The sequence below is a fragment of the Pseudonocardia sp. DxW genome, from assembly GCF_058448985.1.
In genome coordinates this window covers 83106-102751 of record NZ_JBZFLK010000007.1, presented here as the reverse complement: position 1 = coordinate 102751, position 19646 = coordinate 83106, and the positions used below count along the sequence as shown (strand labels likewise).

At 73.9% G+C, this 19646-nt stretch carries 18 protein-coding genes; 11 read left to right on the top strand and 7 right to left on the bottom strand.

The window, feature by feature from the left end; all coding sequences use genetic code 11:
• Positions 1 to 152: 152 nt before the first annotated feature.
• The gene (locus ACVJO7_RS12855; protein ID WP_491673056.1) at positions 153 to 1472 is read right to left on the bottom strand and encodes an MFS transporter; all 1320 of its coding nucleotides are present in this window, start codon (positions 1470 to 1472) and stop codon (positions 153 to 155) included.
• 226 nt (positions 1473 to 1698) lie between these two features.
• Between ACVJO7_RS12855 and ACVJO7_RS12850 the strand changes: the two genes are divergently transcribed.
• From ACVJO7_RS12850 to ACVJO7_RS12835, 4 genes are all read left to right on the top strand, one after another.
• Positions 1699 to 2325, top strand: coding sequence for a TIGR03085 family metal-binding protein (locus tag ACVJO7_RS12850; RefSeq protein WP_344028231.1), 627 nt, complete (start codon positions 1699 to 1701; stop codon positions 2323 to 2325).
• Positions 2326 to 2352: 27 nt separating this feature from the next.
• Complete coding sequence (gene dapA / locus ACVJO7_RS12845) at positions 2353 to 3378, top strand: 4-hydroxy-tetrahydrodipicolinate synthase (protein WP_344028229.1); 1026 nt, start codon at positions 2353 to 2355, stop codon at positions 3376 to 3378.
• 106 nt (positions 3379 to 3484) lie between these two features.
• Positions 3485 to 5194, top strand: coding sequence for a ribonuclease J (locus tag ACVJO7_RS12840; protein WP_491673200.1), 1710 nt, complete (start codon positions 3485 to 3487; stop codon positions 5192 to 5194).
• 42 nt (positions 5195 to 5236) lie between these two features.
• On the top strand, positions 5237 to 5905 hold the full coding sequence (locus tag ACVJO7_RS12835; protein ID WP_491673055.1) for an alpha/beta hydrolase family protein: 669 nt from the start codon (positions 5237 to 5239) through the stop codon (positions 5903 to 5905).
• Here the strand turns inward: ACVJO7_RS12835 and ACVJO7_RS12830 are convergent.
• Entirely contained in the window at positions 5891 to 6136 is a 246-nt protein-coding gene (locus ACVJO7_RS12830; RefSeq protein WP_491673054.1) for a hypothetical protein, read from the bottom strand. The genes ACVJO7_RS12835 and ACVJO7_RS12830 overlap by 15 nt on opposite strands.
• 290 nt (positions 6137 to 6426) lie before the next feature.
• On the opposite strand from ACVJO7_RS12830, the gene ACVJO7_RS12825 reads away from it, so the two are divergent.
• From ACVJO7_RS12825 to ACVJO7_RS12815, 3 genes are all read left to right on the top strand, one after another.
• Positions 6427 to 6960, top strand: a complete 534-nt coding sequence (locus ACVJO7_RS12825; RefSeq protein ID WP_491673053.1) for a hypothetical protein — start codon at positions 6427 to 6429, stop codon at positions 6958 to 6960.
• 774 nt (positions 6961 to 7734) lie between these two features.
• The gene (locus ACVJO7_RS12820) at positions 7735 to 10305 is read left to right on the top strand and encodes a DNA translocase FtsK (RefSeq protein WP_491673052.1); all 2571 of its coding nucleotides are present in this window, start codon (positions 7735 to 7737) and stop codon (positions 10303 to 10305) included.
• A 180-nt stretch (positions 10306 to 10485) separates the two neighbouring features.
• Positions 10486 to 11361: a YceI family protein gene (locus ACVJO7_RS12815; protein ID WP_491673051.1), complete on the top strand. Its 876-nt coding sequence runs from the start codon at positions 10486 to 10488 to the stop codon at positions 11359 to 11361.
• Here ACVJO7_RS12815 and ACVJO7_RS12810 read toward each other — a convergent pair.
• Both ACVJO7_RS12810 and ACVJO7_RS12805 read right to left on the bottom strand, forming a co-directional pair.
• Positions 11348 to 12178: a helix-turn-helix domain-containing protein gene (locus tag ACVJO7_RS12810; protein ID WP_491673050.1), complete on the bottom strand. Its 831-nt coding sequence runs from the start codon at positions 12176 to 12178 to the stop codon at positions 11348 to 11350. The two genes, ACVJO7_RS12815 and ACVJO7_RS12810, sit on opposite strands and share 14 nt — an antisense overlap.
• Before the next feature lie 31 nt (positions 12179 to 12209).
• Positions 12210 to 12743 (bottom strand): amino-acid N-acetyltransferase, encoded by a 534-nt coding sequence (locus ACVJO7_RS12805; RefSeq protein WP_344028217.1) that lies wholly within the window; start codon positions 12741 to 12743, stop codon positions 12210 to 12212.
• Positions 12744 to 12812: 69 nt separating this feature from the next.
• Here ACVJO7_RS12805 and ACVJO7_RS12800 point away from each other — a divergent pair, with 69 nt between their 5' ends.
• From ACVJO7_RS12800 to ACVJO7_RS12785, 4 genes are all read left to right on the top strand, one after another.
• Positions 12813 to 14339: a MiaB/RimO family radical SAM methylthiotransferase gene (locus ACVJO7_RS12800; protein WP_491673049.1), complete on the top strand. Its 1527-nt coding sequence runs from the start codon at positions 12813 to 12815 to the stop codon at positions 14337 to 14339.
• Positions 14336 to 14959, top strand: coding sequence for a CDP-diacylglycerol--glycerol-3-phosphate 3-phosphatidyltransferase (gene pgsA, locus ACVJO7_RS12795; RefSeq protein WP_491673048.1), 624 nt, complete (start codon positions 14336 to 14338; stop codon positions 14957 to 14959). Before ACVJO7_RS12800 ends, pgsA begins: the two co-directional genes overlap by 4 nt.
• 171 nt (positions 14960 to 15130) lie before the next feature.
• On the top strand, positions 15131 to 15499 hold the full coding sequence (locus tag ACVJO7_RS12790; protein WP_344028208.1) for a helix-turn-helix domain-containing protein: 369 nt from the start codon (positions 15131 to 15133) through the stop codon (positions 15497 to 15499).
• 183 nt (positions 15500 to 15682) lie between these two features.
• Complete coding sequence (locus tag ACVJO7_RS12785; protein WP_425563676.1) at positions 15683 to 16534, top strand: PspA/IM30 family protein; 852 nt, start codon at positions 15683 to 15685, stop codon at positions 16532 to 16534.
• Between the two features lie 136 nt (positions 16535 to 16670).
• Here the strand turns inward: ACVJO7_RS12785 and ACVJO7_RS12780 are convergent, their stop codons facing one another.
• The 3 genes from ACVJO7_RS12780 to ACVJO7_RS12770 all read right to left on the bottom strand — a co-directional run bounded on the left by ACVJO7_RS12780 (position 16671) and on the right by ACVJO7_RS12770 (position 19628).
• Positions 16671 to 17486: a DNA-formamidopyrimidine glycosylase family protein gene (locus ACVJO7_RS12780; protein ID WP_491673047.1), complete on the bottom strand. Its 816-nt coding sequence runs from the start codon at positions 17484 to 17486 to the stop codon at positions 16671 to 16673.
• A gap of 85 nt (positions 17487 to 17571) precedes the next feature.
• Positions 17572 to 19104 carry a glycosyltransferase family 39 protein gene (locus tag ACVJO7_RS12775; RefSeq protein WP_491673046.1) on the bottom strand — a complete coding sequence of 511 codons (1533 nt, stop codon included), beginning with the start codon at positions 19102 to 19104 and terminating at the stop codon, positions 17572 to 17574.
• A 140-nt stretch (positions 19105 to 19244) separates the two neighbouring features.
• A complete protein-coding gene (locus tag ACVJO7_RS12770; protein WP_344028198.1) occupies positions 19245 to 19628 on the bottom strand; it encodes a DoxX family protein in 384 nt (127 codons plus the stop codon).
• Positions 19629 to 19646: the final 18 nt, after the last annotated feature.

The following is a 19646-nucleotide window of genomic DNA, read 5'->3' as shown; positions in this document are numbered from 1 at the left end:
GTCCCCACCTCCGTCCGTGACGGGGTGCGACCGGCTGTCGCTCCCGCGCGATCGCCCGGACGGTAGCCGGGTGCCCGAGTGCGGGGGAAGCCGAGGCACGGCCCGTTACCCACCGAAGTGGGTAACGGGCCGTGCGGGTGCGGCGGTACGGGTCAGGCCGGGGTCAGGCTGGCGTCCTGGTTGCTGAAGGAGTCGGCGTCGGTGTGCGGGAGTGCGAGCGTGCAGCCCAGGCTCAGCAGCGACACCGAGGCCAGCAGCAGGCCGATCGCGAGGCTGCCGTAGAGCGGCACGACGGCCGCCGCGACCAGCGGCACCACGCCGCCGCCGAGTACCCCGGCGAGGTTGTAGGCGATCCCGGCGCCGGTGTAGCGGAAGCGGGTCGGGAACAGCTCCGGCAGCTGGGCGCCGATCGGGCCGTAGGCGATGCCGACCACGCCCAGCACGATCGAGATGCCGACCCCGAACGACCACGCCGTCCCGATGTCGATGATCGGGAAGACGATGAGCCCGGCGGCCACCGAGGCGACGTTGCCGATCACCACCATCTTCCGCCTGCCGACCCGGTCGGACAGGATCGCCGAGGTGATCGTCGTCAGGGCGAACACGGTGCCGCCGATGATACCCATGGCCAGCACGGTCGGCCGGTCCAGCCCGATCTGCTGGGTGCCGTAGCTGGTCAGGTAGGTGACGCCGATGTAGAAGAACGCGAAGACCGCGGTGGTCGAGCCGGCGCCGAGGAACACCGCGGCCGGACGGCTGGTGAACACCTCGGTGATCGGCAGCTTCCTGCTGGTGGTGGCGGACTTGGAGTCCTTGAAGGTGGAGGTCTCCTCCAGCGCGAGCCGGACGTAGAGCCCGATGCCGACCAGCAGCACCGACCCGATGAACGGGATCCGCCAGCCCCAGGCGACGAAGGACTCGTTGCTCATGGTCAGCGCGGTGATCAGGAAGGTGGCCGACGCCAGTGCGAACGCCACCGACGGTCCGAGCTGCGGGTAGAGCGCGTACTTACCGCGGGCCTTGGTGGGCGCGTTCTCGGCGGTGAGCAGGGTCGCCCCGGCCCACTCGCCGCCGACCGCCAGACCCTGCAGGATGCGCAGCACGACCAGCAGGATCGGCGCCAGCACGCCGATCATCCCGGTGGTCGGCAGCAGGCCGATGGCCAGCGTCGAGAAGCCCATCAGCAGCAGCGTCGTGACCAGCGTGCCCTTGCGGCCGAGCCGGTCGCCGAAGTGCCCGAACAGGATCGAGCCGAACGGGCGGGCGACGAACGCGACGCCGAACGTCGCGAGCGCCAGCGCGGTGCCCGCGGCGGCCCCGAGCTCGGGGAAGAAGACCTGGTTGAACACCAGCGCCGCGGCCGTGCCGTAGATGAAGAAGTCGTAGAACTCGATGACCGTGCCGGTCATGCTGGCCAGCGCGATCTTGCGCATCGACTTCGGTGGTGGCTGCGAGGTGGCAGCGTGTGTCACGGGTGGGGTCCTCTCCGTTGGGGACCGGCTGACACGGGACGAGCCGGGCGTCCGCCGTTCGGGTTGCGGGGAGTATGCGGACCCGCCCGGGTGCGATCTGTATCACTGGCTACAAAACCGTGTCGGCGGACTATCCATCTGTCGACCGTTCGGCCGTTGGTCCGCCGCTCGGCGCGCGGCCCCGGCCGGACGGCGGCCGGGGCCGGCGCGGACTACGGTGGGTGCGGTGAGCCTCGCGACCGACGAACGTGCCGCCATCTGCGCCGAGTTCGAGCGATCCGGACCGGACCGCCCCACCCTCTGCGAGGGCTGGAACGCCCGCGACCTGCTCACCCACCTGCTGGTCCGGGAGCGGCAGCCGTGGAACGCCGCGGGCATCGTGGTGCCCGCTCTGTCCTCGGTCACCGACCGGGCGATGGCCGCCTACGCGGGCGAGGCCTGGCCGAACATGATCGACGACCTGCGCAAGGGCCCGCCCGCCTGGTCGCCGTTCCGGGTCGGCAAGGTCGACGAGATCGCCAACGGCGCCGAGTTCTTCGTGCACCACGAGGACCTGCGCCGCGGCGAGCCCGGCTGGGAGCCGCGCCCGGCCGCTCCCGAGCTGGACGGCCAGCTGTGGACGCTGCTCGCCGCGCAGTCGAGGCTGCTGTTCCGGCGCAGCCCGGTCGGCGTCGTGCTGCGCCGTCCCGAGGGCGCCCAGCAGGTCGTCGCCACCGGGTACGGCCTGGTGACGGTGGTCGGCGAGCCCGCCGAGCTGGTGCTGCACGCGTTCGGCCGGGACGCCGCCCGGGTCGAGCTGGAGGGACTGCCGGCCGACGTCGAGAGCTACCGGGCCGCGCCCCGCGGGATGTGAGCCCGCAACCCGGTACCGTCAACCCCCATGGAGTCCGCTTCCCAGACGACCCCCGCGGGGCAGCACCCGCCCCGTCGCCCGTTCGGTGAGGTCCTCACCGCGATGGTGACGCCGTTCGACGCCGACGGGGAGCTCGACCTGGCGAAGGCCGAGGAGCTGGCCACCCATCTGGTGGACCTCGGCAACGACGGGCTGGTCGTCAACGGCACCACCGGCGAGGGGCCGACGACGTCGGACAAGGAGAAGTCCGAGCTGATCCGCGCCGTCGTCGCGGCGGTGGGGGACCGGGCGACGATCGTCAGCGGGGCGGGCACCTACGACACCGCGCACTCGATCGAGCTGGCCCGCGGCGCCGAGCGGGCCGGCGCGCACGGCCTGCTGGTGGTGACGCCGTACTACTCGCGGCCGCCGCAGGAGGGCCTGCTCGCGCACTTCACCGCCGTCGCCGACGCCTCCGAGCTGCCGGTGATGCTCTACGACATCCCGCCGCGCAGCGTGATCGGGATCGACGTCGAGACCTTCCAGCGGCTCGCCCAGCACCCGCGTATCGTGGCCGTCAAGGACGCCCGCAACGACCTGCGGGTCGGCACCGAGGTGCTCGCCACGACCACGCTGGCGTACTACTCCGGCGACGACCCGGTGAACCTGCCGTGGCTGTCGGTCGGCGGCGTCGGGTTCGTCAGCGTGATCGGGCACGTCGTCGCCGACCGGCTCCGCGCGATGATCGACGCCTACCACGCGGGCGAGCACCAGCGGGCCCGCGCGCTGCACTACGCGATGCTCCCGGTGATCCGCGCGATGGGCCGGGTCGGCGGCGCGGTGTTCGCCAAGACGGCGCTGCGGCTGCGCGGCATCGACGTCGGCGACACCCGGCTCCCGCTGCCGCCGGCGACCGAGGAGCAGGTCGCCGCGATCGCCGGTGACCTGGCCGTCGCCGGCGTCGCCCTCGACCCGCAGTCCCGGCCCGGCAGCACGGCCTACCAGCCGGGGCACGGCGCACTCGGCGGGCGCACCGCCACCGACATCGGCGCCGAGGTCGCGTACCACCGCTGAGTGGGCGCCGACCCGAGACGTCACCCGAGTACACACCCGATCCTGTGAGGCACGAAACCCTGTGAGTCCCCAGCGCAACGACCGCCGGAACCGCCCCGGGCGGTCCCTGAGCGCCCCGCCCGAGAAGATCGACCGGCCCGAGCTGCCGGTCGCGGCGCCACCGGCGCTGGCCAAGGGCGGCCTGCGCACGTTCGCCCTCGGCGGCATCGGCGAGGTCGGCCGGAACATGACCGTCTTCGAGTACGAGGGCCGGCTGCTCGTCGTCGACTGCGGGGTGCTGTTCCCGTCCGACGACTCGCCCGGCGTCGACCTGATCCTGCCCGACTTCCGGGCCATCGAGGACCGCCTCGACGACATCGACGCCCTGGTGCTGACGCACGGCCACGAGGACCACATCGGTGCCGTCCCGTGGCTGCTCCGGCTGCGGCCCGATCTGCCGGTCGTCGGCTCCCGGTTCACGCTCGCCCTGGTCGCCGCCAAGTGCAAGGAGCACCGCCTGACCCCGCACCTGCGGGAGGTCAAGGAGGGCGACCGGATCCGGCACGGCAACTGGGACTGCGAGTACTTCGCGGTCAACCACTCCATCCCGGACGCCATCGCGGTCGCCATCCGGACGCCCGCCGGGCTGCTGCTGCACACCGGCGACATCAAGCTCGACCAGCTCCCGCTGGACGGGCGGCTGACCGACCTGGCCGGGTTCTCCCGGCTCGGCGAGGAGGGCGTCGACCTGTTCCTGGTCGACTCCACCAACGCCGAGGTGCCGGGCTTCGTGACGCCGGAGGCCGAGATCGGGCCGGTGATCGCCGACCTGGTGCGCCGGGCCCCGTCCCGGATCATCCTGGCCTGCTTCGCCAGCCACGTGCACCGCGTCCAGCAGGTGCTCGACGCGGCGCACGCGCACGGCCGCAAGGTCTGCCTGACCGGCCGCTCGATGGTCCGCAACATGGGGCTGGCCGACGAGCACTCGCTGCTCAACATCCCGGACGGCCTGCTCGTCGACACCGACGAGGCCATGCGGCTGCCCGACGAGAAGCTGGTGCTCGTCTCCACCGGATCGCAGGGCGAGCCGCTCGCGGCGCTGTCCCGGATGGCCCGCGGCGACCACCGCAGCATCACGATCCGGCCGGACGACACGATCATCCTGGCCAGCTCGCTGATCCCGGGCAACGAGACCGCGGTGTTCGGCGTCATCAACGGCCTGACCCGGCTCGGCGCGACCGTCGTCCACCAGGGCAACGCGAAGGTGCACGTCTCCGGGCACGCCCCGGCCGGCGAGCTGCTGTTCCTCTACAACGCGGTGCGCCCGTCGAACGTGATGCCGGTGCACGGCGAGTGGCGGCACCTGCGCGCCAACGCCGCGCTGGCGGTGAAGACCGGCGTGCCCGAGGAGTCGGTGGTGATCGCCGAGAACGGCGTCGTCGTCGACCTGGTGGACGGCCGCGCGGCGATCACCGGGCGGGTCGAGGTCGGCCAGGTCTACGTCGACGGTCTCGCCGTCGGCGACATCGGCGAGACGACGCTGGGCGACCGGCTCACCCTCGGCGAGGGCGGGTTCATCGCGATCACCGTCGCGATCGACCAGAAGACCGGGCGCGCGCTGTCCCGCCCGACGCTGTCCGGCCGCGGGTTCTCCGACGACCCCAAGGCACTCGACGCCGCCCAGCCGCTGGTCGAGGACGAGCTGTCCCGGCTGGAGAACGAGGGCGTCGGCGATCCGCACCGGATCGCCCAGGGCGTGCGCCGGGTCGTCGGGCGCTGGGTGGCCGACACCTACCGGCGCCGGCCGATGATCGTGCCGACGGTCATCGCGGTCTGAGCGGTCCCGGCCGGGTCCGGCGAGCGGGGAGGGCGGCACGGCGTGCACCGCACCTTCCGTTCGCTCGACGGGACCCGGCTGGTCGGGGACCTGGTGGCTCCGCCGGGTGCGCGCCGGGGAGTCGTCCTCGTGCACGGCGGCGGGGTGGGCAACGACGTGTCGGCGGCAGCGGACGAACTGGCCGGCCGGTTGCCCGTCGACCGGGTCGGGGTGGTGGGGGCGAGCTTCTCCGGCGGTGTCTGCGCCGTGTTCGCGGCTCGCCGGCCGGACCGGGTCGACCGGCTGGTCCTGCTCAACCCGCTGCTCGACTACAAGGACCGGTTCGTCGACCAGAAGCCGGAGTGGCATGCCGATCGTCTCGGTGACGTCGGCGCCAGGTCGCTGCGGGAGAACGGCTACCTGGCGCATTCGCCGACCTTCCGGCTCGGGCCGGCGCTGCTCAACGAGGTCTTCTGGTGGGACGTCCGGGCGGAGCTGCCGAGGGTCTCCGTGCCGACCCTGATCGTGCACGGCACCGCCGACACGTTCATCCCGATCGAGTCCTCCCGCCGGGCGGTCCGGACCCTGACCTGCCTGCACGAACTCGTGGAGCTGGACGGCGCCCAGCACGGCATCGCCGCGCCCGACGACCCCGGCTACGCGGATCCGAGGACCCGGTCCTGGCAGGCCGAGGTCACTGCGCGCATCGCGGCCTGGTCAGTGGTCGAGTAGCTCCTGCGCCGAGCGCACGGCCCGGGCCAGCTCGCTCACAGGTTGCCGTGAGCGCCACGGCTTCAGCGCCGTCAGTGCACCGCACGCCTCGAGCACGCTGCGGCGCGAGCCGGCCGCAGCAGCGAGCGGAAGCGCAGCCGTCGTGATCGCCGCCGCCTCGTCGGGCTCTCCGGACAGGGCCAGGGACCGCGCCGACAGGATCGAGACGTAGGCCCTGTCCCGAGTGCTCATGCCGTGTGTGTCGACCTCGCGGAAGCGTTGTACGGCCTGCCGTGGCCGTCCCGACTCGCTCCAGCACAGCGCGACCTGGATGTCGAACAGCGTCTGCCCGGGCGCGACGTCCGGGGCGTGCAGCTCGGTCGTCCGCAGGCGGGCCGCCCGGTCGAGCAGCTGCGGACCCGGTCGATGTCGGCACCCAGCATCGCCTCGCCGCGGGCCCGCTGCTGGACGATCTCGGCCCGCAGCGACGGTGTCGCGGCGCCCGCCACACGTCCTGCCGCACGGGCGAGGTCTGCCAGCCGATGGGCGTCGCGCCGGTCGTAGGCTGCCTGAGACTTCCGAAGCAGGACGAACGCCTGGCTCGGCGCGTCGCCGGCACGCAGTGCGTACTCCATCGCCCGGTCGTGCCAGAAGAGACATCGGGTGGCGAGGCCCGCATCTCGACACACGAAACCGGCGTACTCGGCGGCGAGCGCGCCGGAGCGGAGCAGCCGGTGGCGGTCGCCGCCCGATCGGTACCGGGCAAGCGCCGCATCGATGCGCCCGACCAGGGCGACCGTCGCGGACAACGCCGGGTCCGGCCGGGTCACCCGGGCAGCGTGCTGGATCGCGATGAGCTCGCTGCCGGCCGAACCGGGCTCGACCGTGTCCGGGTCGGTGATCCGGTCACCTCCGGGCGCCACATCGGCGGCCACCCCTTCCGTACCCTCGGCCGGGGCGCGGCGGCGTGCCACCCGGTCGGCGTGCAGCCGTGCCCGGAGGGCGACGAGATCACCACCGCACCCGAGCGCGACGTCGATCGCGGACACGAGTTCGTGCGAGGCCAGCCCGGCTGAGGGCGTTCGGATCGGGAAACGTACTCACGGGAGAGCCCGGCGAGGTTCGCCAGCTCGGCCTGCGAGATCCGTGCGCTGCGGCGTGCGGCTCGGATGGCGTGAGCGAGCCCGTCCTCGGGATGCTCGTGCATGCACGCTCTCCGCTCGATATGGCTGCCGAGCGTCGGATCGTAGCGATCCCGTTCCTGCTGCGGGCGGATCCTGGCCGGTCATGGCGCCGCGCAGCCGAATGGCGCCGGGCGGGTGGCAACAACGTCGGCCGGTCTGTTGCCACCTGTCGAGTGACCAGGGCCGGCTGCTCCGATTGACATCGGGACCGGACGGACCGACCGAGGGGGCAGCGATGCACGGCGATTCCACCACCCCGGCGGCGACGGGACCGGGACGGTGACGGACACCCCGCTGGTCGGCGCCCTGTGGGTGACGTGCGGAGACGACCTCGCCGATCATCTCGTCCTCGTCGCGGAGCTCGATCGGAACCGGTGCGCGCCGGCAGGGTCCGGAGTTCGGACGGTGTGCGGTCGCTCGGTGCTACCGGCGGCCCTGGCGTGCGCTCCTCGGCCACGGTGCTGCCGGTGCCGGGAACAGCTCCACGACCCGCCGGCCGTCCGGCCGGTCCCACGGACGCGCATCGGACGCCGGAGGCTCCGCTCGGGAGCCGGGCCGCATCGCCCGGGCGACGGAGCCCACGGAAGTGGGTGCGTGGTCGCCGGGACGCCCGGACCCCCGCGTCGGTCCCCGGTTCGATCATCGTGACGGGCTACCGTGGGTGACATGGCAGGACGTACCGGCACGGGCAGGACCAGCACGGCAGCGGCTGCGGGCCGTGGCTCGGGGCGGTCCGGCTCGCGCTCGTCCGCCCGCCGCAAGCCGGCCACCCGCCGGGCCCCGGCCAGGCGCCAGGGCCCCGACCTGATCGACCGGTCGATCGACGCGGTCGGCCGGGGCGTGGCGAAGACCTTCCGCGCCTCCGGGCGGGCCGTCGGCCGCACCCGCGACATCGATCCGGCGCACCGCCGGGACGGTCTCGGGTTCGCGATGCTGGTGCTCGCGGTGATCGCCGCCGCCGGGCTGTGGTGGCAGGCCGGCGGCTCGGTCGGCTACTGGTTCACCTTCGTCGTGCAGGCCGTCATCGGTGTCACGTCGGTGCTGCTCCCGCTGATCCTGCTGGGGGTCGGCGTGGTCCTCGTGACGACGCCGGCGCACCCGGAGGCCCGGCCCCGGATCGTCGCCGGGAGCCTGCTGCTCGCGCTCGGCGTGCTCGGCCTGGTGCACCTGGCCCGCGGCGGGCCCGCCGAACCGGACGCCTGGCGCGGCGCCGGCGGCGCGATCGGCTACGTCGCGGGCACCCCGCTGGAGGCCGGGCTGACCGTGTGGACGGCGGTGCCGGTGCTCGTCCTGCTCACCCTGTACGCGCTGCTGCTGGTCACCGGGATCCCGGTCCGCGAGCTGCCCGACCGGTTCCGCAGGCTCACCGGGCAGCTGCCGCCCGAGGACGAGGAGACCGACGGGGAGACCGCGGAGGGCGGGGCGGCCAGGCCGCGCACGGTCGCCGACGCCGTTGCCGAGGCCGATCTCGACGGCGCGAAGCCGGCCCGCCGCCGGCCCGCCCGCCGCAGGCAGCAGGCCAGCGAGGCGGACGCGTTCCGGGTCGAGGACGGCGAGCACGCACCCGCCCCGGTGGACGCCGACGTGCCCGGCCCGCCCGCCGACGTCCCGCCCGCACCGGCCGCGAAGAAGGCGCCCCGCCGTCCCGTCGTGGAGACCCCGCCCGCCGAGGAGGCGCCGCCGACCGAGGGCGAGCAGCTCTCGATGGCGATCCGCGAGCCGGTCGGCGAGTCCGAGTACGTGCTGCCGCCCGCGGACGTGCTGGAGGCGGGCCCGCCGCCGAAGTCCCGCAGCTCCGCGAACGACGCCATGATCGAGGCGATCACCGGCGTGCTGGACCAGTTCAACATCGACGCCCAGGTCACCGGCTTCACCCGCGGCCCGACGGTGACCCGCTACGAGATCGAGCTCGGCCCGGCGGTGAAGGTCGAGAAGATCACCCAGCTGCAGCGCAACCTGGCCTACGCGGTCGCCAACGACAACGTCCGGCTGCTGGCGCCGATCCCCGGCAAGTCCGCGGTCGGCATCGAGGTGCCCAACACCGACCGGGAGATGGTCCGGCTCGGCGACGTGCTGCGGTCCACCAGCGCCCGCAACGAGCAGCACCCGATGGGCATCGGCCTCGGCAAGGACATCGAGGGCCACTACCTGGTGGCGAACCTGGCGAAGATGCCGCACCTGCTGGTCGCGGGCTCGACCGGCTCCGGCAAGTCCAGCTTCGTCAACTCGATGCTGGTGTCGCTGCTGAGCCGGGCCACGCCGGACGAGGTCCGGATGATCCTGATCGACCCGAAGATGGTCGAGCTGACCCCCTACGAGGGCATCCCGCACCTGATCACGCCCATCATCACCCAGCCGAAGAAGGCGGCGGCCGCGCTCGCCTGGCTGGTCGAGGAGATGGAGCAGCGCTACCAGGACATGCAGGCCAACCGGGTCCGGCACGTCGACGACTTCAACCGCAAGGTGCGCTCCGGCGAGATCACCGCGCCGCCCGGCTCGGAGCGGGTGTACCGGCCCTACCCCTACATCATGTGCATCGTCGACGAGCTCGCCGACCTCATGATGACGGCGCCGCGCGACGTCGAGGACGCGATCGTCCGGATCACCCAGAAGGCCCGCGCCGCCGGGATCCACCTGATCCTGGCGACCCAGCGGCCGTCGGTGGACGTGGTCACCGGCCTGATCAAGACGAACGTGCCGTCCCGGCTGGCGTTCGCGACGTCGTCGCTGACCGACTCGCGGGTCATCCTGGACCAGCCGGGCGCCGAGAAGCTGATCGGCATGGGCGACTCGCTCTACCTGCCGATGGGCGCCGGGAAGCCGGTCCGGATGCAGGGCGCGTTCGTCGACGACGACGAGATCGCCAAGGTCGTCGCGTTCACCAAGGAGCAGGCGGAGCCGAGCTACACCGAGGGCGTCACCGCACAGAAGGCCGGCGAGAAGAAGGAGATCGACGCCGACATCGGCGACGATCTCGACCTGCTGCTGCAGGCCACCGAGCTGATCGTCACCTCGCAGTTCGGCTCGACGTCGATGCTGCAGCGCAAGCTGCGGGTCGGGTTCGCCAAGGCGGGCCGGCTGATGGACCTGCTGGAGACCCGCAACATCGTCGGCCCCTCCGAGGGCTCGAAGGCCCGCGACGTGCTCGTCAAGCCGGACGAGCTGGAGAACGCGCTGTACCTGATCCGCGGCGGCGGGACCGCGGACGGTGCCGAGGTCAACGACGACGACGAGTGACGAGTTGAACGCAGCGTGGCGATCTTCTGCCGGACGGTGCTGTGACGAATACCAAGCGTAACCACTCTTTCGCGGCAGGGTGGTTAACGGGACGGTCACGAACGTGTCAAAGTGGCTGACGAGGCCGCCGTCCGGGGCCCGTACGTCATCGGTGCCCGCACGGGCGGAGGAGGTCTTCCGGTGTTCTGGAGGAAGAAGGACCGTCGTCGTCCGGCTCGGGGGACGACCGACCGGCACGCGCTCGTCCCGATCCCGCTCACCGGCGGCGTGCTCTCCGGCCAGGTCCGGGACGCCCAGGGCGGCGCGCTGCCCGGCAGCGAGGTCTCGGTGGTCGACGCCGGCGACCGCCGGGTCGCGCACCTGGAGACCGACCCGTTCGGCCGCTACGCGGCCTCGCTGATGCCGGGCCGGTACCGGGTCCGGGTCGAGGCGGGCGGCTACCAGCCGATGGCCGACGTCGTCGAGGTGTCCTGGGGCTCGCACGCCGACATGGGCGCGATGGTGCTCGGCGAGGACCCGGCGCTGCGCCCGCCGGCGCCCGGCGTGTTCCTGATCGACAGCGACCACAGCTCGGTCCGGTTCGTGGCCCGGCACATCGGGCTGTCCAAGGTGTACGGCCGGTTCAACCGGTTCCACGGCCAGATCCGGATCGCCGAGCCGTTCGAGGAGTCCTCGGTCGACGTCGTCATCGACGCGGCCAGCGTGGACACCAACGTCGAGGCCCGGGACACCCACCTGCGCTCGCCGGACTTCCTCGACGTCGACCGGTTCCCGGAGCTGCGCTTCTCCAGCGTGCGGTTCGTGCAGCGGGGCGGGAACCGTTGGACCGTCGACGGCGACCTCACGCTGCACGGCCTGACCAGCGACGTCTCGCTGGACACCACGTTCCTCGGCTCGGCCGAGTGGAACGGCGACCGGGTCGGCGCGGTGGCGACCACCCAGCTGCACCGCGAGCACTTCACCCTGAACTGGCAGCAGATGATCGCGAAGGGGCTGCCGGTGGTGGGCTCGACGATCGAGATCGAGCTCGACGTGCAGGCGATCAGACAGGGCTGACCGCGAGCCCGTCCGGATGCTCCGCCAGCCAGGCGCCGGCGGTCGTCCCGGCGAGCGCCCGGAACTCCCGGGCCAGGTGCTGCTGGTCGGCGAACCCGCAGACGGCCGCGACGTCGGCGAGGGCGGGCCGGTCGGTCCGGCGCAGCAGCGAGCAGGCCCGTTCGAAGCGGATCACCCGGGCCGCGGTCTTGGTGCCCAGACCGGTCTCGCGGCGCAGCCGCTCGCCGAGGTGCCGGGGCGACCAGCCGACGTCGGCGGCGAGCTCGGCGACCCGGGCCGTGCCGCCGGTGGCGACCAGCCGGTCCCAGGCCCGGCCGATCTCGGCGGGCGGCCCGGACCCGGCGGCCCGCCGGTCGGCGATCCGGCACAGGTGCTCGTCGAGCAGGGCGCACCGGCCGGCCCAGGTCGGGACCGCGTGCAGCCGGTCGAGCAGCGACCCGACGCCCGGCCAGAGGTCGGCGAGGTCGACGACGTCGCCGGCCAGCTCCGCGGCGGGCACGCCGAGCAGGACGCGGGCGCCACGCCAGGTCAGCGCCAGCTGCAGCCCGGCCTGCGGGGCGCCGGTGGCGATCACCGCGGGCACGCTGTGCAGGCCGGCCGCGGACGCGGTGAACCGGCCCGGCCCGCGTCCGGGATCGGGCTTGCGCAGCAGCTCGACGGCGCCGTCGACGCAGAGGGTCACGGTCAGGTGCCCGCCGGCGACGCCCTGGTGGGTGCCGGGCGGGCCGGCCGCCGTGCGCCACGCCCAGATCTCCGTGACCAGCGGGCGCAACGCGGCCGAGGTGCGCCACCGCCCGGCCCCGGCCCGTTCCGCCATGCACCCCAGTGTCGCCGGAGCCGGCGCGGGCTCACAAGGTCAGCAGCATCCGCACGTTGCCCAGGGTGTTCGGCTTGACGTGCGCGAGATCGAGGAACTCGGCGACGCCGGCGTCGTAGGAGCGCAGCATCGCGGCGAACACCTCCGCCGACACCGGGGTCCCGTCGATCTCGGCGAACCCGTGCCGGGCGAAGAACTGCTTCTCGAAGGTGAGCACGAACAGCCGGCGCAGGCCGAGCTCGCGGGCGCCGTCGATCAGCGCGTCGACGATCCGGTGGCCGACCCCGCGGCCGAGCACCGACGGCGACACGGCCACCGTGCGGATCTCGCCGAGGTCCTCCCAGAGCACGTGCAGCGCCCCGCAGCCGACGACCTTCCCGTCCAGCTCGGCGACCAGGAACTCGGGGACCGCCTCGTAGAGGGTGACCGTCTCCTTGGCCAGCAGCACCCGGCCGGCGTACTCGTCGACCAGCTCGCGGATCACCCGGACGTCCGGGGTGCGGGCCCGCCGGACGGTCACGGTCGGGCCGGGATCGGGCAGCGGGGGCTCTGGTGCGTCGGGCACGGACGACGAGCCTAGACGGCGGGGACGCCGGGCCGGGGGCCGCCGCCCCCGCCGTCTACCCTGGAGGCCGTGGCTTCCCCCGAGAACGCACCCCGGCGTGCCGCCCTGCTGACGCTGGGCTGCGCGCGCAACGAGGTCGACTCCGAGGAGCTCGCCGGCCGGCTGGTCGGGTCCGGCTGGGAACTGGTGGACGCCGAGGGCGGATCGCCCGACGTCATCCTCGTCAACACCTGCGGGTTCGTCGAGCAGGCGAAGAAGGATTCGATCGACACCGTGCTCGCGGCCTCCGACGTGGCCCGCCCGGCCGGCGCGAAGGTGGTCGCGGTCGGCTGCCTGGCCGAGCGGTACGGCGCCGAGCTGGCCGCCGACCTGCCGGAGGCGGACGCGGTCCTCGGGTTCGACGCCTATCCCGAGCTCGCCGAGCGGCTCTCCGACGTGCTCGGCGGGCACGCGCCCGCCCCGCACGTCCCGGTCGACCGGCGCACCCTGCTGCCGATCTCGCCGGTGGAGCGCCCGGCCGCCAGCACCGACGTGTCGGTGCCAGGCCACGACTGGTTGCCCGACATCACCGCCGCCGGCCTCGGCCGCACCCGGCTCACCGGTGGCCCGGTCGCGTCGCTGAAGCTGGCGTCGGGCTGCGACCGGCGCTGCGCGTTCTGCGCGATCCCGTCGTTCCGCGGCAGCTTCGTGTCCCGCCCGCCCGCCGACGTGCTCGGCGAGGCGGCGTGGCTGGCCGGCGACGGCGTCCGCGAGCTGGTGCTGGTCAGCGAGAACTCGACGTCCTACGGCAAGGACCTGCCCGGCGGGACCCGCGCGCTGGTCGACCTGCTGCCCCGGCTGGGCGCGATCGAGGGGATCAGCCGGGTCCGGGTGTCCTACCTGCAGCCGGCCGAGATGCGCCCGGACCTGATAGCCGCGATCGCGACGACGCCCGGCATCGCGCCGTACTTCGATCTCTCGTTCCAGCACGCCAGCGCGCCGGTGCTGCGCCGGATGCGCCGGTTCGGGTCGCGCACCGACTTCCTGGACCTGTGCGAGCGGATCCGGGCGCTCGCGCCGGAGGCCGGGATCCGGTCGAACGTGATCGTCGGGTTCCCCGGGGAGACCGAGGACGACCTGGCCGAGCTGGAGGCGTTCCTGGTCGGCGCCCGGCTGGACGCGGTCGGCGTGTTCGGCTACTCCGACGAGGACGGCACCGAGGCCGAGGGCTACGACGGCAAGCTCGACCCGGCGCAGGTGCAGGCCCGGGTCGCCCGGATCTCCGAGCTGGCCGACGAGCTGATGGTGCAGCGGGCGGAGGAGCGGATCGGGTCCGAGGTCGTGCTGCTGATCGAGCGGTCCGACGGCCCGGACGACGACGAGCCGGAGATCGCCGGGCGGGCCGCGCACCAGGGCCCGGACGCCGACGGCGAGTCCTACGTGGTGGCCGCCGCCGACGACGACGGCCCGGAACCCGGCTCGCTGCGGCCGGGCGACCTGGTGCGCTGCCGGGTGCTCGACACCGAGGGCGTCGACCTGCTCGTCGAGGCGGTGGAGCTGCTCCCCGCCGACGCCCCCGCCGACGCGGCCACGGCGGTCGCGGCAGGGACCGGATGAGCTCCCCGCAGCCGACCGGTGGCACCGTCCCGGTCGGTGGTCAGGCGCCGCTGCTGAACATCGCGAACGCCCTGACCTGCCTGCGCCTGCTGCTGGTCCCGGTGTTCGTGGCGGCGCTGCTCGTCGAGGGCGGCGAGGACACGTTCTGGCGGATGACCGCGTTCACCGTGTTCGTGGTGGCGGCGCTGACCGACCGGCTGGACGGCCAGCTGGCCCGCAGCCGCGGCCTGGTCACCTGGTTCGGGGCGCTCGCCGATCCGATCGCCGACAAGGCGCTCACCGGGGCCGCGCTGGTCGGGCTGTCGATGCTCGGCATCGTCCCCTGGTGGGTGACGATCGTGATCCTGGGCCGGGAGATCGGCATCACGGTGCTGCGGTTCCTGGTGATCCGGCGGCGCGGGGTCATCCCGGCCAGCCGGGGCGGGAAAGCGAAGACGGTCGCGCAGACGTTCGCGATCGGGCTGTTCCTGCTGCCGCTGCCGCTGCTGTTCCCGGACGCGCTGGGCGCCGTGCTGGGCGTGCAGTGGACGGTGCTGGTGGTGGCGCTCGCGCTCACCGTGGCGACCGGCGTCGACTACGTGGTGAAGACGGTCCGGGCCCCCGGCGGTAGTCCCGCCTGACCGGGCGGGACTACCGCCGGGCCGTCCGGCGTTGTGCTGGAGGACGGTGTTCGCCGTGGGCGGACACGGACACCCGGGTTCGGCCGCGCCGCCGGGGCCGGAGAGTCGGTACGGTGATTCGCACCGGGCCCCGGCATCGCGGTGCCGCCCGGGCCGAGTCGAGGAGGGCACATGCTGCTTCGGGAAGCGATCGGCAGTGGTCTGCGACGCGCGCGGACCGCGCGCAGGCGCACGCTGCGCGACATCTCCCGGGGCGCTCGGGTCAGCCTCGGTTACCTCTCCGAGGTCGAGCGCGGCCGCAAGGAGCCCTCCAGCGAGCTGCTGGCGGCGATCTGCGAGGCCCTCGGGATCACCGTCGCCGATCTGCTGGCGTCGGTGGTCCGCGAGATGAGCACGGACCTGCGTGCCGGCACCCGCGCCGCCGACGAGGTGCTGGTCCCGATCGGGCAGCGACACGCCGAGCTGCGCCTCGCCGGGCGGCCCGGTGCGGGCCCGGCAGTCCCGGCGTCGTCCGGGGGGCCGGTCGCCTCGGCGGCATGATCCGCCGCGTGACCACCGGCTCGTCACGGTAGGGTGCGCGCGTACTGGCAGCGGTGCCAGGATGGAGAGGGCCGGAGCGCCAGTGCCGACCGCCGGGGGGAACGCGGGGTCGGCACGGTCCGGTGCGCCCGCCGCGGAGCGGGCACGGTCGTGAGCGAGCCCCACCCGGAGGTAGGCGGAGAGATGGCCAACGGATTCACCAAGGCCTGGAGCTATCTGATGGCCCTGTTCTCGTCGAAGGTCGACGAGTACGCGGACCCGAAGGTGCAGATCCAGCAGGCCATCGAGGACGCCCAGCGGCAGCACCAGCAGCTGTCCCAGCAGGCCGCGGCGGTGATCGGCAACCAGCGTCAGCTGGAGATGAAGCTGAACCGGCAGCTCGGGGAGATCGAGAAGCTGCAGTCCTCGGCCAAGCAGGCGCTGGTCCTGGCCGACCAGGCGCGGTCCCAGGGCGACGAGCAGAAGGCCCAGCAGTACGAGCAGTCGGCGCAGACGTTCGCCACCCAGCTGGTGACGGCCGAGCAGGGCGTCGAGGACCTCAAGACCCTGCACGACCAGTCGATCGGTGCCGCCGAGCAGGCCAAGCAGGCCGTCGAGCGGAACTCGATGGTGCTGCAGCAGAAGATCGCCGAGCGGACGAAGCTGCTCAGCCAGCTCGAGCAGGCGAAGATGCAGGAGCAGGCGGCGAACTCGCTGCGCCAGATGAGCGAGCTGTCCGCGCCGCGCAACGCGCCGTCGCTGGACGAGGTCCGCGACAAGATCGAGAAGCGGTACGCGAACGCGCTCGGCTCGGCGGAGCTGGCCCAGAACTCGGTGCAGGGCCGGATGCTGGAGGTCCAGCAGTCGACCACCGACATGGCGGGCGCGTCCCGGCTGGAGCAGATCCGGGCGTCGATGTCCGGGGCGCCGATCGCCGGGGAGCAGGCACCGCAGGTCGGTCAGGGCGAGCACACCACGCAGCAGCTGCCGTCGTCGCCGGCGCCGGCCCAGCAGCCCAACCCCACCCAGCAGCAGAACCAGCCCGGCACCGCCTGAGCCGCAGCAGCCGACGCCCCGCCCCCGGTCCCGGGTGGCGGGGCGTTCGCACGTCCGGGGAGACCGCACCCGTTCGCGTCGGTCCGCACCTGCTGCGACAGGTGCGAACCGACGCGAAGGGGTGTGATCCGCGGGGTCAGCGGCGGGCGCGGTACGGGGAGGGGCCGTGCTGGCAGCGCGGGCACCAGTAGGTGACCCGGGCGTAGGGCGGCCGGCCCTGCTCGGCGGTGCGGATCCGGGCGCGGCACCGGCGGCACGGCCGCCCGGGGCGCTCGAACACCCAGTGCGCCTCGCCCGCGGCGAGCGAACCGGTGGTCGTCTGCTCCGGCCGGTCCTTGTTGGACGACAGCAGCCGCCGGGACAGCGCGACCACCCCCGGCAGGTCGGGGACCTCGCGCACCGGCACCCACGGCGTCACGCCCAGCAGGAAGCAGACCTCGTTGCGGTAGAGGTTCCCCAGCCCGGCCATCACCCGCTGCTCGAGCAGGGCGAGGCCCAGCTCGTGGTCCCCGCGGGCGGTGAGCCTGCGCAGCGCCTCGGCGTCGTGCCCGCCGGCCCAGTCCGGGTCGAGCAGGTCCGGGCCGAGATGCCCGACCAGGGTGTGCTCGTCGGCGGTCGGGAGGAGTTCCAGGTCGTGCAGCGCGAACCCGACGGCGACCCGGTCCGCGGTCTCCAGCACCGCGCGCGCCTGGTGCGCCGCGCGCTGCCAGCGCATCCCCGGCCGGTACAGGTGCCAGGACCCGTCCATCCGGAAGTGGCTGTGCAGGCTGCGGCCGTCGTCGAGCCGGGTGAACAGGTGCTTGCCGACCGGGACGACACCGGCGACGGTCAGCCCGGCGAGATCGTGCTCCACCAGCCGCGGGTGCCGCAGCTCCCCGCGGACCAGCTCGTGCCCGGCCAGCGCCGCGTGCATCCGCTTCCCGGCCAGGTACACGGTGTCTCCCTCGGGCACCCGGACGACGCTACGCCGCACCGGTGCTCGCCGCTTCGTGGCGGATCGGTGCCACCGCCGGCACCGGTCCACCACCAGGCGATGATCAGCCGACGTCCAGCGTCCGCAGCTCCGGCCACACCTGCGACCAGGGGCGAGCCAGGCCGGAGCCGGTCCACACCGGGATGCCCGGGCTGCCCGGCGGCAGCAGCGTGTCCCCGGTGTCCGAAACCCCGGCCCGGTGCAGCCCGGTGATCGCCGGCGCGATCGTCTCCGGGTGCTCCCCGACGAAGATCACGCTGTCCCGGTCGTCCGGCGGCGGATCGAGGTAGCCGTAGCTGCGGCTCCCGCTGACGACCGGCGGGAGGCCGGTTCCCGGCGGCGCGGTGTCCAGGAAGGCCGCCCAGATGTAGGACTCGGCGACGACCACCGTCCGGTCCCGCTGCTCGGCGGGCATCTCCGTCCACACCTGCCGGACGGCGGCGATCACGCCGTCCTGGATCCCCGGTGCGGCGAGCTGTGCGGAGACCGGCACGGTGACCGCGGCGGCCAGCACCGACAGCACCGCGCCCGGCCACACCGTCCAGGACCAGCGCCGGTGCCCGGACTCCCGCCGGTGCTGGAAGCCCACGGCGCCCAGCGCGGCGAGCGCGCCGTGCAGCCCGCCCAGGTAGTACGGGCGGCCCGCCATGATCACGAACAGCAGCCACAGCGCGCCGAAGGTCAGCGCCAGGAACCCGTAGCGGCGCAGCCGGGGATCGCGCACGGCGAACACCAGCCCGGCGACGACGAGCACCAGCCCGGTCACCCCGGCCATCCACAGCAGGCCCAGCGCGACACCCGGCCGGCCGCCGTAGAGCGCCTCGGCCTCGGCGGTGACCACCGCTCCCATCCGCAGCTGCGGCCAGCCGTGCGCGGCCTGCCAGAGCAGGGTGGGCGCCACGATCACGGTGGCGACGGCGGCGGACACCCACAGCGCCGGCCTGCCCAGCAGGTCGCGCGGGCCGACGGCGAGCACCGCGAGCAGCAGCACCACCGCGAACAGCAGCACCTGGAACTTGACCTGCCCGGACAGCCCGAGGACCGGCCCCAGCGCGAGCAGCAGCCGGTCGTCGCGCACCCGCATCCAGCGCACCACCAGCCAGACCAGGACCAGCCAGCCGAGCGGTTCCAGGGTGTAGGGCGTCAGCCAGTGCCCGGCCAGCGTCACCCAGATCCCGGTGGCCTGGGCGAGCGCGGTGAGCGTCTGCGCGCGCCGGTCGCCGCCCAGCTCGCGGGCGATCAGCGCAGCGACGACGACGGCGGCCGCGGTCGCCAGCGACGGCACGATCCGCAGCACCGCGATCGATCCGGGGGCGACGGTGTCGGCGAGCCGGGCGAGCAGCGGTGCCCCGGGCGGCTGGTCGGCCGATCCCCAGTCGAGATGGTGCCGGCCGAGGGCGAGCATCAGCGCCTCGTCGAACCAGTAGCCGCGCCCGAGCGACCCCGCGACCAGGTGCACCGCGGCGACCGCACCCGCGATCAGGCCGACCGGCCACCGGGCGAGCCGTGGGACGGTCGCCGCCGTGCCGGTGCCCGGTCCGGGCCGCCGCCCCGCCGCCAGCACCGCCGTGAGCGCCGTCGTGACTCCTGCCCTCATCGCCGTGCCCCCTCCGCGAACGCGCCGGACGTCGGTCCTCCGGCGGGAGCAGTCCACCCCGGGGCACGACGCCGGCGCGGCGGGCATCGGTCGGCGGCCGCCGGGCGAACGTCGTGCTCGGCCCGACTTTGGTCGAGGGCTCAGCGACCCCGGTCGGGCCGGGCGATCCGCAGCGCCCACCACACCAGCGGGATCTGCAGCGGGAGCCGGGCCCAGGCGACCACCCGGTACGCCGGCGGCTTGCGGCGCCAGCGCAGCGCCATTGAGACGTTCGCCGGGAACACCGCGGCGAACAGCCCGGCCGCGGCGTACCCGCCGATCCGCCGGGTCCGCGGATGCGCAACGGCCGCCGCCACCGCGCCCTCGGCGGCGCCGGAGGCGTAGGTCCAGAACCGCGGGGTGCCGGGCAGCCGCTCCGGGACGATGGAGTCGAACGGCTCGGGACGCACGACGTGCAGGACGGCGGCGGTGCCGAGCAGCCCGGCGAGCGCGTACGCGGTGCGGTCGGGGGAGCGACGGGTCATCGGGTGATCGTCGCAGGG